11 protein-coding genes are annotated in these 14,217 nt (G+C 48.8%); 9 read left to right on the top strand and 2 right to left on the bottom strand.

Features of this window, described 5'->3' with window-relative positions; all coding sequences use genetic code 11:
* Positions 1–114 precede the first annotated feature (114 nt).
* On the bottom strand, positions 115–345 hold the full coding sequence (locus tag PG862_RS07305; protein ID WP_002578307.1) for a helix-turn-helix domain-containing protein: 231 nt from the start codon (positions 343–345) through the stop codon (positions 115–117).
* A gap of 175 nt (positions 346–520) precedes the next feature.
* Between PG862_RS07305 and PG862_RS07310 the strand changes: the two genes are divergently transcribed.
* The 3 genes from PG862_RS07310 (at position 521) to ftsH (ending at position 5,296) form a co-directional block, all read left to right on the top strand.
* Positions 521–1,150, top strand: coding sequence for a helix-turn-helix domain-containing protein (locus tag PG862_RS07310; protein WP_004841162.1), 630 nt, complete (start codon positions 521–523; stop codon positions 1,148–1,150).
* An 86-nt stretch (positions 1,151–1,236) separates the two neighbouring features.
* A complete protein-coding gene (locus PG862_RS07315; RefSeq protein WP_270706964.1) occupies positions 1,237–2,532 on the top strand; it encodes a tyrosine-type recombinase/integrase in 1,296 nt (431 codons plus the stop codon).
* 646 nt (positions 2,533–3,178) lie between these two features.
* On the top strand, positions 3,179–5,296 hold the full coding sequence (gene ftsH / locus PG862_RS07320; protein WP_118570703.1) for an ATP-dependent zinc metalloprotease FtsH: 2,118 nt from the start codon (positions 3,179–3,181) through the stop codon (positions 5,294–5,296).
* A gap of 254 nt (positions 5,297–5,550) precedes the next feature.
* On the opposite strand, the gene PG862_RS07325 is transcribed toward ftsH, so the two are convergent.
* Positions 5,551–7,029 carry a DUF1846 domain-containing protein gene (locus tag PG862_RS07325; protein ID WP_118570704.1) on the bottom strand — a complete coding sequence of 493 codons (1,479 nt, stop codon included), beginning with the start codon at positions 7,027–7,029 and terminating at the stop codon, positions 5,551–5,553.
* Positions 7,030–7,641: 612 nt separating this feature from the next.
* On the opposite strand from PG862_RS07325, the gene PG862_RS07330 reads away from it, so the two are divergent.
* The 6 genes from PG862_RS07330 to whiA all read left to right on the top strand — a co-directional run bounded on the left by PG862_RS07330 (position 7,642) and on the right by whiA (position 14,209).
* Positions 7,642–8,235 (top strand): DUF1653 domain-containing protein, encoded by a 594-nt coding sequence (locus PG862_RS07330; RefSeq protein ID WP_022359296.1) that lies wholly within the window; start codon positions 7,642–7,644, stop codon positions 8,233–8,235.
* A 229-nt stretch (positions 8,236–8,464) separates the two neighbouring features.
* Positions 8,465–10,342 carry an excinuclease ABC subunit UvrC gene (gene uvrC, locus PG862_RS07335; RefSeq protein WP_270706968.1) on the top strand — a complete coding sequence of 626 codons (1,878 nt, stop codon included), beginning with the start codon at positions 8,465–8,467 and terminating at the stop codon, positions 10,340–10,342.
* Between the two features lie 40 nt (positions 10,343–10,382).
* Positions 10,383–11,309, top strand: coding sequence for an HPr(Ser) kinase/phosphatase (gene hprK, locus PG862_RS07340; protein WP_022359298.1), 927 nt, complete (start codon positions 10,383–10,385; stop codon positions 11,307–11,309).
* Between the two features lie 96 nt (positions 11,310–11,405).
* Positions 11,406–12,320, top strand: a complete 915-nt coding sequence (murB, locus tag PG862_RS07345; protein ID WP_270706970.1) for a UDP-N-acetylmuramate dehydrogenase — start codon at positions 11,406–11,408, stop codon at positions 12,318–12,320.
* A gap of 40 nt (positions 12,321–12,360) precedes the next feature.
* Positions 12,361–13,236: an RNase adapter RapZ gene (rapZ, locus tag PG862_RS07350; RefSeq protein WP_022359300.1), complete on the top strand. Its 876-nt coding sequence runs from the start codon at positions 12,361–12,363 to the stop codon at positions 13,234–13,236.
* Positions 13,237–13,252: 16 nt separating this feature from the next.
* Positions 13,253–14,209: a DNA-binding protein WhiA gene (whiA, locus tag PG862_RS07355; protein ID WP_022359301.1), complete on the top strand. Its 957-nt coding sequence runs from the start codon at positions 13,253–13,255 to the stop codon at positions 14,207–14,209.
* The last annotated feature ends 8 nt before the right edge of the window (positions 14,210–14,217 follow it).

The following is a 14,217-nucleotide window of genomic DNA, read 5'->3' on the forward strand; positions in this document are numbered from 1 at the left end:
CATAAGTTTCCTGTTGTCTGTCAGACGAAGTACATGGTATAATCTGCTTGCGTGTAGGTATATCATGGCTTCGGTCTGATAAAACCTTTGGCGGTTTCTTCGGGAACCGCCTTTTTAAGTGGAACCGTTTCTTGTGACGGCTTTCACATTTCCTTTATCCCTTAAGTCCCTGCCCTCATTGGCTTCCATGAAAAGTTCCAGCATATCCGTTTTAATCAGGACTTTCCTCCCGACCTTTAATACCGGAAGTTTCTTCCACTCCACCAGTTTTCTCAGGGTGTTCCTGCCGATTCCCGTATAATCCGCAGCTTCCTCAATAGATAAGGCAATCTTTCTTTGCGTCATGTGACCACCTCCTTATAAATTGCATTATGCAATTTCTTTTGTGCTGTCAGTATAGCGTGTTTATATCATCTTGTCAAGCATTACGAAATTATATTGTTTATTGTTTAATTGCATATTGCAATATTGTTTGTTATGTGGTATAGTAATGACATACCGAAAAAGGAGGCACATCAGCATGAAAGATAAAGAATTACGCAAGCTGATCGGTAGCAGGGCAAAACAGCGCCGTACAGAATTGAATCTGACACAGCCTTATATCGCTGAAAAGATGGGTGTGACTGCATCTACGATTCAGAGATATGAAGCCGGAACGATTGACAATACAAAGAAAATGGTGCTGGAAGGTCTTTCAGAAGCTCTCCATGTATCTGTGGAATGGCTCAGAGGGGAAACGGACGAATATGAAACCGACATTACAGATAAAAGAGAATTACAGATTCGTGATGCCATGACGGATATTCTCAAACAGTTACCTCTTGACCTTACGAAAACAGAAGATGCTTTTTCCAAAGACCTACTGCTGTTAATGTTGAAACAATATGAACTGTTTTTGGATTCGTTCCAGTTCGCCTGCAAGAATTACAAAGGCAATACCAAAGAAGCGGACATTGCAAAAGTAATGGGGTTTGAATCGAATGATGAATATAACGAGATCATGTTTCTCAGGGAGATCACCCATACTGTCAACGCATTGAATGACATGGCAGATATTGTAAGGCTCTATTCCAAGAAACCGGAAACAGCAGAACAACGGCTTGCAAATCTTTTATCCGAAGTTATGTACGAGGATTCTGAATCGGTATAGTAAGATAATCGGAGTTATGATATACTTACACGCAAGAAGCATTTCAGCAGTTCCGATTGTCTGATATCGAAAGGAGACATACGATTATGGCAAAAGGATCTGTTAGAAAGAAAGGAAAGAAATGGTACTACCGCTTCTATGTAGAGGACGCAAGCGGCAAAATGGTTCAGAAAGAATATGCCGGAACCGAAAGCAAAAGTGAGACAGAAAAACTTCTCCGCAAGGCACTGGAAGATTACGAAGATAAGAAATTTGTTGCAAAAGCAGATAACCTTACCGTAGGTGAACTTCTGGACATGTGGGCAGAAGAAGAACTGAAAACCGGAACACTCAGTAATGGCACAGTGGAAAATTATCTCAGTGCAATCCGTTGCACTAAGAAACACCCGATTGCAGACCGTAAACTGAAAACAGTTACTGCCGAACATTTACAGGCATTTCTTGATCTGCTTACATTCGGTGGCGAATTTCCAGACGGAAAAGTGAGAAAAGGATACAGTAAAGATTATATCCATTCTTTTTCCGCAGTGTTGCAGCAGTCATTCCGTTTTGCAGTATTTCCAAAACAGTTAATCAGTTTCAATCCGATGCAGTATATTAAGCTGAAAAAACAGGCAGAGGAAGTTGACCTCTTTTCCGATGATGAAGTCGAAGATGGCACACAGCCGATTTCACATGAGGATTATGAGCGACTTATCAAGTATCTGGAAAAGAAAAATCCACCTGCGATCCTGCCGATTCAGATTGCATATTATGCAGGACTTCGCATCGGTGAAACCTGTGGTCTTACATGGCAGGACATCAACCTTGAGGAACAATGCCTGACCATAAAACGCAGTATCCGCTACGACGGCATGAAACACAAAAATATTATCGGACCAACGAAACGGAAAAAAGTAAGGATTGTTGATTTTGGAGATACGCTGACTGAAATACTGAAAGCTGCCAGAAAAGAACAGCTCAAAAACCGGATGCAGTATGGCGAATTATATCACCGCAATTACTACAAAGAAGTGCATGTGAAAAACAGGGTATATTATGAATACTATCATCTTGACGGAACACAGGAAGTCCCGACAGATTACAAAGAAATCTCCTTTGTCTGCCTGCGACCAGATGGCTCTTTGGAACTGCCGAGTACACTCAGCATTGTATGCAGATCAGTGGCAAAGAAGCTGGAAGGATTTGAAGATTTCCATTTTCACCAGTTGCGTCACACTTATACCAGCAATCTGCTTTCCAATGGAGCTGCACCGAAAGATGTACAGGAACTGTTAGGACACTCTGATGTCAGTACCACAATGAATATTTACGCTCACTCAACAAGAAAAGCAAAACGGGATTCCGCAAGACTTCTTGATAAAGTAGCGAGCAATGCTTAACTAAAAATTTCCCTTATTTCCCTTGCGGATTCCGCATAAGGGCAAAAATAAGGGAAAATACATATCATTTCACTATTTAATGGGCTGAAAAGCCTGTAAAATAAGGAAAGTTCAGGAAATCTCTCCACAAATTCCGATTTGTATAACAGTAGTCTAACACACGTTGTTTAAAAATACTACAGCCAAGCCAATGTCTGTAATTTGCCCTAAAATTTCATTTTATGGAATTTGGACTACTTGATTTTCTAATTGCATACGCAATTCGTGAAACGTATCATTATACTGTTGATACATCAGACACACAAATGTAAATAGGGACTTTTGAAAAAGCAATTTTTCGAATAACTGTGACGAGGTAACTGTATCGGGAAGAGATACACAGCGGATAGTTTTGATGGCATTTCATATATGCAGAGAAAACACCTATATTTTATAAGGAGTTCACAAGTTTTTAATATTTTCACTTCTTGATTTATAGGCAATCTGCCACTATAATGGATAAGAGTACGCAGAAATTTGCGCGCTGACGGGGAAGAAAAGCGGGCATGAAGCCGGATGAGAAGCAGATGCGGCAGATTTATAGGGCTTTTGAGTAACCTGATGTGACAGATTCCTGATGTACAGTGACACAGAATGGAGAAAGTGTATGGATAATAAGGGAAACCAGAATAAAAATGGAAAAAATCCCCGCGGTCAGAATTATGCAGTGCTGATCATGACGATGCTGTTTACGCTTCTCTGCGTGGCGATGATGCACAACCTCTGGCAGGGCAGCCGCACGCACAAGATGCCGTACAGCGAGTTTAATCAGATGCTTAAGGATCACGAGGTAGAATCGGTTGTGATTGGCAATGGAAAGATTCAGATCACGCCGAAGGAAGATTCGAAGAAATATGGCGGCAGCCAGGGCAAATACGGAAATCTGGTAGGAATGGAGTACTACACGATTCCGATTAACGATCCAGATTTGGAGAAGAAGCTGGATGAAGCTGGTGTTACGACCTATGAACAGGCAGAAGTGGACGCGACAGGCAGTATTATCATGCTTCTGCTTGAGTGGGTGCTTCCGATTGCAGCGATGTTCGTCATTTTCAATATGATGATGAAGCGCATGGGCGGCGGAGGCGGCATAATGGGTGTCGGCAAGAGCAATGCCAAAGTATATGTACAGAAAGAGACCGGTGTTACATTCAAGGATGTGGCAGGCGAGGATGAGGCGAAGGAGTCTCTGACGGAGATTGTTGATTTCCTGCATAACCCGGGAAAATATACGAAGATTGGTGCGAAACTGCCGAAGGGTGCGTTGTTAGTCGGACCGCCAGGAACCGGTAAAACACTTCTTGCCAAGGCAGTAGCTGGAGAGGCGAAGGTTCCGTTTTTCTCTCTGTCCGGTTCAGATTTTGTGGAAATGTTTGTCGGCGTCGGCGCATCCCGTGTGCGTGACCTGTTCAAGCAGGCGCAGCAGTCGGCTCCGTGTATCATTTTCATCGATGAGGTGGATGCGATCGGTAAAAGCCGTGATTCCCGTCTGGGCGGCAACGATGAACGTGAGCAGACGTTAAACCAGCTCCTTTCGGAGATGGATGGATTTGATTCCTCCAAGGGTCTTTTAGTCATGGCGGCGACGAACCGTCCGGAGATTCTGGATCCGGCGCTGCTTCGCCCGGGACGTTTTGACCGCCGGATTATCGTGGATAAGCCGGATTTAAAGGGGCGTGTGCAGATTTTAAAGGTACATTCCAAGGATGTAAAACTGGATGAGACGGTTGATTTCGAGGAGATCGCGCTGGCGACATCTGGCGCTGTAGGTGCGGATCTTGCCAATATGATGAACGAGGCGGCGATCACAGCCGTTAAGAATGGCAGGAAAGCCGTTTCCCAGAAGGATTTATTTGAGGCAGTTGAGCTGGTTCTGGTTGGCAAAGAGAAGAAAGACCGCATCCTGAGCCAGGAAGAGCGCCAGATTGTTTCGTATCATGAGGTGGGTCATGCGCTGGTCAGCGCCCTGCAGAAGGACTCGGAGCCGGTACAGAAGATCACGATTGTGCCGCGTACCATGGGTGCGCTTGGCTATGTCATGCAGGTGCCTGAGGAAGAGAAGTACTTAAATACCGAGAAGGAAATCCGCGCGATGCTGGTCGGATTTTTAGGCGGACGTGCGGCTGAGGAGATCGTTTTTGATACGGTAACGACAGGTGCGTCAAATGATATTGAAAAAGCAACCCGGATCGCGCGTGCGATGGTAACCCAGTACGGTATGTCCAAGAAGTTCGGTCTGATGGGTCTGGAAAGCCAGGAAAATCAGTATCTGAACGGGAGAACTGTCCTGAATTGCAGTGATATGACGGCGGCAGAGATTGACAAGGAAGTCATGCATATTTTGAAGGTTTCTTATGAGGAGGCGAAACGCCTGCTGAGTGAAAACCGCGAGGCGCTTGATAAGATTGCGGCGTTCCTGATTGAGAAAGAGACGATCACCGGTAAAGAATTCATGAAGATTTTCCATGAGGTAAAGGGAATCCCGGAGCTGGAGGAAAAGAAACAGGAAGGCGAGAGCCGGATTGAGATGCCGGAGGCTGCGAAGACAGGCGATGAGGTTCAGCCGATAAAGACTGCGGAAGAAACGAACGCGGAAGACCCACAGAACCAGCAGAATCTGGAAGCAAAACTGGCGGATGAAGCACCGAAATCGGCAGAAGCTGTAGCAGCAGAGAGTCCAAATGAGGATGAGATGCGCGGTGGAAGCTCGTTCGACCGGAAATAAAAGTGATGTATAGCATAAAAGAAATATTTATACAGTAAATAGAACGGCTGTATTTCAGCAATGTGAATTCATATATTGAAAAATCGTAACTGTTCAGTAGGTCTGCGCGTGACTGTGAAGGCACTGAACAGTTACGAAAAATCTATGAGTTCTGTTTTGCTGAGATACAGCCGTTATTTATTTTGCCGTAGGAAACTTCGTTTTATGACAAAAAAGCGCTCCGCGGCACATTCTTTTTATATAGGATTATTCAATTATTGGTACAGGCGGTTATGCTCATATACCGGCTCGGAGGTCAGTTCAATGCCGAGACGTTTGAAGGTCTTGATATCAACCTCCGACAGCATGACGGAAGTGTGAACCTGGCAGCCACGCAGCTTTTCAAGCTGTTCCAGGGCGATCTGTGCGTGTTTGTTGGTAGCGGCGCACATGGACAGCGCGATCAGAACTTCATCGGTGTGGAGACGCGGGTTGCGGCTTCCGAGATACTCGACTTTCAGCTTCTGGATCGGCTCGATCGCGATCGGGGAGATCAGGTGCTCATCGTGCGGAATATTGCCGAGTACCTTGACAGCATTCAGAAGCAGGGCAGCGGAAGCACCGAGCAGGTTGGTTGTCTTTCCAGTGGCGATGATTCCGTCCGGAAGTTCGATGGCAGCAGCCGGAGCACCGGTTTCTTCGGCGCGTTTCAGGGCAGCCGGAACAACCTTACGCATATCGGTGGTCAGTTTTGCCTGCTTCATCAGAAGTTCGATCTTATAAACTTCCTCTTTGCCGGCATCCTCTTTGACAACGCGGTTTAATGCCTGATAGTAGCGGCGCAGGATTTCCTGACGGGATGCCTCGCAGCAGGCTTCGTCGTCAATGATGCAGTTTCCTGCCATGTTGACGCCCATATCAGTCGGGGATTTGTACGGATTCTCGCCGTAGATTCCCTCAAAAATAGCGCTCAGAACCGGGAAGATCTCAATATCACGGTTGTAGTTGACCGTTGTCACACCATAAGCCTCCAGATGGAACGGATCGATCATGTTGACATCGTTTAAGTCAGCGGTTGCTGCCTCGTATGCCAGGTTGACCGGGTGCTTTAACGGGATATTCCAGATCGGGAAGGTCTCAAATTTGGCATATCCAGCCTTGACGCCGCGTTTGTTCTCGTGGTAGAGCTGGGAAAGGCAGGTTGCCATTTTTCCGCTTCCCGGTCCCGGCGCGGTGACAACAACGAGTGGACGTTTGGTTTCAATGTAATCATTTTTACCATAACCTTCATCGCTGACGATCAGCGGAACATTGCCCGGATAACCGTCGATGGTGTAGTGGCGGTAAACCTTGATGCCCATGGATTCGAGCTTGTGTTTGAAGACATCCGCAGTGTTCTGCCCGGAATAGTGGGTGATTACAACGCTTCCAACATAGAGTCCCTTGTCGGTAAAGGACTGAATCAGACGGAGTACGTCTACGTCGTAAGTAATGCCGAGGTCGGAACGTACTTTGTTTTTCTCGATATCCGCAGCACTGATGACGATGACGATCTCCGCCTGATCCGCTAACTGCAGAAGCATCCGCAGCTTGCTGTCAGGTGCAAAGCCCGGAAGAACCCGGGATGCGTGGTAGTCATCGAACAGTTTTCCGCCAAATTCGAGGTAGAGCTTATCACCGAACTGGTTGATACGCTCACGGATATGTTCCGACTGCATTTTCAGGTATTTGTTGTTGTCAAAACCGATTTTCATCTAATCCTCCGTTCTTAGTTTCGTCCCGCACAGAATACCGGTATCGCGGTGGGGGCAGATGCCGGTTTCCATCTGGTGGGATGAAAATCATATGTTTGTATGGATGATTGCGCCGCCAGGTCACAGTCCATGTCCGGCACAGACTGCCATTCGCAGTTGTTTATGTCGATGCTCTTTGTGTGAAATGAACGCAGCACAGCAGACCGCAAAGAATCACAATTAATTCTATTATCCTACAAAAAAGTCTATTTGAGTAGAGGGAAAATAAAAAAAATTTAAAATCGGAAAAATGACGGATTTGGTTTTCGAAAATGTAATATTTTCTGGCGAAAATTTTTGTGTACAGGCGATGGGGATGGAGGAAAGAAAATCTGGATGTAAATTGATAAAAAACAGAAAAGGGCATACAAAATGTGATATAATGAGCGCAGAAGAAAAGAATGCGGCTGCGAAGCAGACATATTCTTTTCTTGCGCCATTAACGAACGAACAGCCATGCGAAGCAGGGCGGTGGAGCGCGATAGCGCGGGTTCGTGAGTGGACGGGTGAGAATACGTTCTTATGATATAATGTGAATACTTAGCGAGATGTTTTAAGGAGGTATCAGCATTCATGCGGGAAATTCCAAAGCCGGGCGAGCGGTACCGGCATTTTAAAAATAAAGAATATCAGATTCTGGCGGTGGCAACCCACTCGGAAACGGGGGAAAAGATGGTTGTCTATCAGGCGCTCTATGGAGAATATGGCGTCTGGGTTAGACCGCTTTCTATGTTTATGGAAGAGGTAGATCGGGTAAAATATCCGGAGGCGGCGCAGAGATACCGGTTTGAGCGGATTGCGGCGGGGCCGTGGGAAAATTCGAAACAGCAGGAAATAAGGACAACCAGAACGACTCATGTCGTAAATGAAGGTGTACGCCGTTCGAAAATGTCTGACGCAGCCACTCATTCCTGGGACATACCGCAGGAGGAACCGGAGCTACATCCGCTTGTGGCAGAATTTCTGGATCAGGAAACGACCGAGGGCAGGCTGGAAGTGCTCCAGAGAATGAGCGGCAAGGTGGACAAGCGGGATCTCGACAGTCTCTGCTTCTGTCTGGATATGAATCCGGTCGGTGGAAGCGTGGAGGAAGAGCTGGACGCGATCCGTCAGTGCATCCGGATGCAGCAGAGGTACGATGCACCGCGCCTGCGGTATGGAAAGTGAGCGGCTGTCTGGCAGAAGAGTCTGGGTAACTGTTCACGGGTAGGCACTTTTGGAACCGAAAGTGCCATAAGAAAACGTGGTGGCAGCAGGAATTTGCCGTATTTGAATGCGAAGCCACGGCAAATTCCGTTACTGGTCACGTATGCGTGAACAGTAACGAGTCTGGCGCTGGTGACACGGTTCGTGCCAGGCATGAACGGCAGCAGATTACAAAACAGGATGGTTTGAGATGTTTCAAATAGAAGAAGAACTGAAAAAACTGCCGGGGCAGCCGGGCGTTTATATTATGCACGATGCGAAGGACGCGATCATCTATGTCGGCAAGGCGATCAGCCTAAAAAACCGAGTCCGCCAATATTTCCAGAGCAGCCGGGATAAGACGGCGAAGATCAAGCAGATGGTCTCGAAGATAGCCCGCTTTGAGTATATCGTGACGGATTCGGAGCTGGAAGCGCTGGTGCTGGAGTGCAACCTGATCAAAGAGCACCGCCCACGCTACAATACGATGCTCAAGGATGACAAGACGTACCCGTACATCAAGGTGACGGCTTCGGAGGAGTACCCGCGGATCTTGTTTTCACGCCAGATGAAAAAGGATAAAAATAAGTATTTTGGTCCTTTTACGAGCGCGGGAGCAGTCAAAGACACAATCGAGCTGATTCGGAAGATATACCGGATCCGGGCGTGCAGCCGGAAGCTGCCGCAGGATATGGGAAAGGACCGTCCATGCCTCTATTACCATATTCACCAGTGCGACGCGCCATGTCAGGGGTATATTTCACAGGCAGATTATCAGAAATCGGTGAAGCAGGCGGTCGCGTTTTTAAATGGACAGTATGAGCCGGTCATGAAATATCTGGAAGAAAAGATGAGGACGGCGTCCGAGACGATGGAGTTTGAGAAGGCGATTGAGTACCGGGATCTGCTTGACAGTGTCAGAAAGGTGGCGCAGAAGCAGAAGATTACGAGCCAAAGCATGGAAGATCGGGATATTATCGCGATGGCGAAGGATGAGCGCGATGCGGTTGTGCAGGTGTTCTTCGTGCGCGATGGCAAGCTTATTGGGCGGGAACATTTCCATATGAATCTGACCGGCTCGGAGAGCAAGGCAGAAATCTTAAACAGCTTCGTCAAACAGTTTTACGCGGGAACGCCGTTTGTGCCGCATGAGATCTGGGTGCAGGAGGAGTTAGAGGACGCGGAGGTTATCGCCAGCTTCCTGACGGCGCGCCGGGGACAGAAGGTGCGCTTTGTCGTGCCAAAGATGGGCGAGAAAGAGCGGCTGGTCGAGCTGGCGGAGAAGAATGCGAAGATGGTGCTCTCCCAGGATAAGGAGAAGATCAAGCGCGAGGAGCTCCGGACGATCGGGGCGATGAATCAGATTGGATCGTGGATCGGGCTTTCGGGAATCAAGCGGGTAGAAGCATACGATATTTCCAATATCAGCGGTTTTGAGTCGGTCGGTTCGATGATTGTCTACGAAAATGGACGTCCGAAACGCAATGATTATCGCAAATTCCGTATCCGGACGGTTCAGGGACCGAACGACTACGCTTCGATGCGCGAGGTGCTGCTGCGGCGGTTTTCCCATGGCCTGGAGGAGACGAAGAAACTGCAAGCCGAGGGCGGCGATCTGGCGATGGGAAGTTTTACGCGTTTTCCAGATCTGCTGATGATGGATGGCGGACGCGGACAGGTTAATATCGCGCTGGAGGTATTAAGAGAGCTTCAGCTGGAAATCCCGGTCTGTGGCATGGTAAAGGATGATAACCACCGGACGAGGGGATTGTATTATCAGAATGTGGAAATTCCAATCGATCGCCATTCGGAAGGATTTCAGCTGATCACCCGGATTCAGGACGAGGCACACCGGTTTGCGATCGAGTACCACCGGAGTCTCCGGGGCAAGGAGCAGGTGCGCTCCGTGCTGGATGATATCAAGGGCATCGGACCAGCGCGCCGTAAGTCTCTGATGCGGACGTTCAAGACAATCGAAGCAGTCCGGGAGGCGAGTGTGGAGGAGCTGGAAGCTGCGCCACAGATGAACCGGGCAGCCGCTGAGGCAGTCTATATATTTTTCCGTGATGACAAGCAGGGGAAGATGTGATAGGATGTAGACAATAGTAAAAATAAAAGGAGACAAAAGTATGGGTGGAGTGACGATAACAGAACTGATCGATAAGATGGGGCTTCGCAATATGACGCCGGAGCTGGAGACGGACAATGTTATGCTGGTGCATGCGGATGTGAACCGTCCGGCATTGCAGCTGACTGGATTTTTCGACCATTTTGACAAGGACCGTGTGCAGATCATCGGTTATGTGGAAAATGCGTACATCTCGACCCTGACTCCGCAGCGCCGCCGGGAAATGTTTGACAAACTGCTGTCTTCGGGTATACCATGTCTGGTATATAGCCGCGGCATGGCACCGGAGGAGGAAGTACTGGAGCTGTGTAACCATTATGGGGTTCCGTGCATGGTATCGGAGAAGACGACTTCGGATCTGATGGCGGAGATCATCCGCTGGCTGAACGTCAAGATGGCGCCGATGATCAGCATTCACGGCGTACTGGTCGATGTATTTGGCGAGGGTGTCCTGATTATGGGCGAGAGCGGTATCGGCAAGAGTGAGGCAGCGCTGGAACTGATTAAGCGCGGTCATCGTCTCGTCAGCGATGATGTGGTCGAGATCCGCCGCGTCAGCGATGAAACCCTGATCGGTTCGGCACCGGATATTACCCGTCATTTCATCGAGCTTCGCGGTATCGGCATTATCGATGTCAAGACGCTGTTCGGTGTAGAGAGCGTAAAGGATACACAGTCGATTGACATGGTAATCAAGCTGGAAGAGTGGGATAAGGACAAGGAGTATGACCGCCTTGGTATGGAAGATCAGTATACCGAGTTCCTTGGCAACAAGATTGTATGCCATTCAATCCCGATCCGTCCGGGACGTAACCTGGCAATCATCGTAGAGTCGGCGGCAGTCAACTATCGTACCAAGAAGATGGGATATAATGCGGCGAAAGAACTGTACAAGCGGGTACAGGCGAACCTGGCAAGAAGAGATTAATGGAACGATTCACGCAGTCTGATTCGTGTGATTTAGTGCGGAAATCCCGACTTGCAAGGGATGGAGCCGTTATGAAATGAATAAAGGAAAATAGATATGTCTAATTTTTATCAGAAACTTTGTGATGCCATCGGCGCTGCTTCCGTGCGGGAGCAGGAGCCGATGAGCGCACATACGACCTTTCGGGCTGGTGGACCAGCCCGCTATTTTGTGACCCCGGAGGGCGAAAAAGAGCTGGCGGCAGTGCTGGCGGCGTGCCGGGAGGCAGAGAAAGCGTATTACATATTAGGAAATGGAAGCAATCTGCTTGTCAGTGATGCGGGCTATCCGGGCGTGATGATCCTTCTGGGAAGCCAGTTTACAGAGGTGGTCTGTCCGGAGGGCGAAGCGGGCGTCTATGAGCTGGGCGCCGGTGTGCTGCTTTCGCGTGCCGCCAGAGAGGCGCAGAAGGATGGAATGACCGGATTTGAGTTTGCAGCCGGGATTCCTGGAACCGTGGGCGGCGCGGCGGTCATGAATGCGGGCGCTTACGGCGGAGAATTAAAGGATGTGCTGGAATCTGTGCGCGTGATGACGCCGGACGGCGAGGTAAAAGAGCTTAAAACGGAAGAACTGGATCTGGGTTACCGCCACAGCTGCATCCCGGAGCGCGGATATATCGTTTTATCGGCGCGGATCCGTCTGGAGAAAGGTGATCCGGAAGCGATCCGGGTGCGGATGGATGAACTGGCAGCCAAACGGCGGGAAAAACAGCCGCTGGAATATCCGAGTGCCGGAAGCACCTTTAAGCGCCCTGAGGGCTATTTCGCCGGAAAATTGATCGAAGATGCCGGACTTCGCGGCTATCAGGAGGGCGGCGCACAGGTGTCGGAGAAACACTGTGGTTTCGTTATCAACCGCGACCATGCGACGGCTTCGGACATCGCGGGGCTGTGTGGGACGGTGCAGAAGCGCGTGTATGAGCAGTTTGGGGTGAAACTGGAGACGGAAGTAAAGATGCTGGGCTTTTAAGATATTAAGATATATAGAGTATGGAAAAGGGAGGAACAATATGCGGCTTGTGATCGTAACCGGTATGTCGGGAGCCGGAAAGACGGCGGCACTGAAAATGCTGGAGGACATGGGATTTTACTGTGTTGACAATCTCCCGATCCCGCTGGTAGGAAAATTTGCGGAGCTGGTGCAGAGCAGCAGCGGGGAGGTAAGCTGTGCAGCGTTGGGAATCGATGTCCGCAGCGGCGACGAGCTGGCACAGCTGGAGGGAACACTGAATGATTGGAATAACATCCAGTTTCCGTATGAGATCCTGTTTCTGGATGCCAGCGACGAGGTGCTGATCAAGCGATATAAGGAAACGCGCCGTTCCCATCCGCTGGCAGGAAAAGAGCGGCTGGACCGCGGTATTGCGAAAGAGCGCCTGAAACTCGATTTCCTGAAAAAGCGGGCGGACTATATTCTGGACACCAGCACGCTTCTGACGCGGGAGCTCAAGGCGGAACTGGAACGGATTTTCATGGGGCGCGAGCGCTTTTCCAGCCTCTTTGTGACGATCTTAAGCTTTGGCTTTAAATATGGGATTCCGTCGGACGCGGATCTCGTGTTTGACGTCCGTTTTCTGCCGAATCCTTATTATGATGAGAATTTAAGAAGTCATACCGGCAATGAGAAGGCGGTGCAGGACTTTGTGCGCCGCGGCGGGACGGCAGATGTATTTTTGGATAAACTCTATGACATGATTGACTTCCTGTTTCCGTACTATGTAAAAGAAGGAAAGAATCAGCTTGTCATAGCCGTCGGATGTACCGGTGGAAAGCATCGTTCAGTTACGGTGGCGAACCGGCTCTATGAGCGCCTCAAGGAGCACTCGGAAATAGGGCTTAAACTGGAACATCGGGACATAGAGATGGATAACCGGACAAAAGGGTAAACGGAGGTAGAGGACTTTGTCATTTTCAGCCCGGGTAAAGGAAGAGCTGTCGCATCAGCTGAGCAAGGCGAGGCACTGCCAGATTGCAGAGCTGGCGGCGATTTTGAGCCTTTGCGGTAAGATTCATATCGATGAAGAGGATCATTTCAGTATACGGATCCACACGGAAAACGTAGCGGTTGCACGAAAATACTTTACATTATTGAAAAATACATTTAATATTAAGGCGGACATTTCGATCCGGCGCAATGCATTTTTAAAAAAGAGCCGTTCTTATACGCTTCTGGTGCGCGATCACGAAAATGCACTCCGGGTGCTGGAGGCGGTCAAGATGGTGGATGCGCAGGGAAATGTCGGGGAAAACCTTTCGGTGGTGCGGAATCTGGTGATTCAGAATGCGTGCTGCAAGAAGGCATTTATCCGGGGCGCTTTTCTGGCAGCCGGATCCTTAAGCGATCCGGAGAAATTTTACCATTTTGAGATCGTATGCGCGTCGCTTGAAAAGGCGGTGCAGCTTCAGAATGTGATTCTGACATTCGACATCGATGCGAAAATAGTTGTCAGAAAGAAGTATTATGTGGTATATATAAAAGAAGGCAGTCAGATTGTGGAACTTCTGGGGCTGATGGAAGCGCATGTGGCATTGATGGAGCTGGAAAATATCCGGATCCTGAAAGAAATGCGAAACAGCGTCAACCGTCAGGTCAACTGCGAGACTGCCAATATCAATAAGACTGTTTCGGCGGCAGTCAAGCAGCTTGCGGATATCACATACATCCGTGATACGGTCGGGCTGGATTACTTGCCGGAGCTTCTTTCAGAGGTAGCACAGGTTCGTCTGGAGATGCCGGATGCAACCTTGAAGGAATTGGGGGAGAATCTGAGCCATCCAGTTGGAAAATCGGGAGTCAATCACAGGCTCAGAAAGATAAGTGCAGTAGCTGAAAGTCTCCGCGAAGAGCGGGGCGAGTAAAGTTAGGT

Origin of the sequence: Clostridium fessum, assembly GCF_027698965.1 — a bacterium.
In the GTDB taxonomy this organism is placed as follows: domain Bacteria; phylum Bacillota; class Clostridia; order Lachnospirales; family Lachnospiraceae; genus Otoolea; species Otoolea fessa.

What these genes read in the sequence shown, in the direction of transcription:
- PG862_RS07325 (WP_118570704.1), bottom strand. Translation starts at nt 7,029, where the DNA reads ATGAAAATCGGTTTTGACAACAACAAATACCTGAAAATGCAGTCGGAA.
- PG862_RS07315 (WP_270706964.1), top strand. Translation starts at nt 1,237, where the DNA reads ATGGCAAAAGGATCTGTTAGAAAGAAAGGAAAGAAATGGTACTACCGC.
- rapZ (WP_022359300.1), top strand. Translation starts at nt 12,361, where the DNA reads ATGCGGCTTGTGATCGTAACCGGTATGTCGGGAGCCGGAAAGACGGCG.
- hprK (WP_022359298.1), top strand. Translation starts at nt 10,383, where the DNA reads ATGGGTGGAGTGACGATAACAGAACTGATCGATAAGATGGGGCTTCGC.
- uvrC (WP_270706968.1), top strand. Translation starts at nt 8,465, where the DNA reads ATGTTTCAAATAGAAGAAGAACTGAAAAAACTGCCGGGGCAGCCGGGC.
- PG862_RS07310 (WP_004841162.1), top strand. Translation starts at nt 521, where the DNA reads ATGAAAGATAAAGAATTACGCAAGCTGATCGGTAGCAGGGCAAAACAG.
- PG862_RS07305 (WP_002578307.1), bottom strand. Translation starts at nt 345, where the DNA reads ATGACGCAAAGAAAGATTGCCTTATCTATTGAGGAAGCTGCGGATTAT.
- PG862_RS07330 (WP_022359296.1), top strand. Translation starts at nt 7,642, where the DNA reads ATGCGGGAAATTCCAAAGCCGGGCGAGCGGTACCGGCATTTTAAAAAT.
- ftsH (WP_118570703.1), top strand. Translation starts at nt 3,179, where the DNA reads ATGGATAATAAGGGAAACCAGAATAAAAATGGAAAAAATCCCCGCGGT.
- murB (WP_270706970.1), top strand. Translation starts at nt 11,406, where the DNA reads ATGTCTAATTTTTATCAGAAACTTTGTGATGCCATCGGCGCTGCTTCC.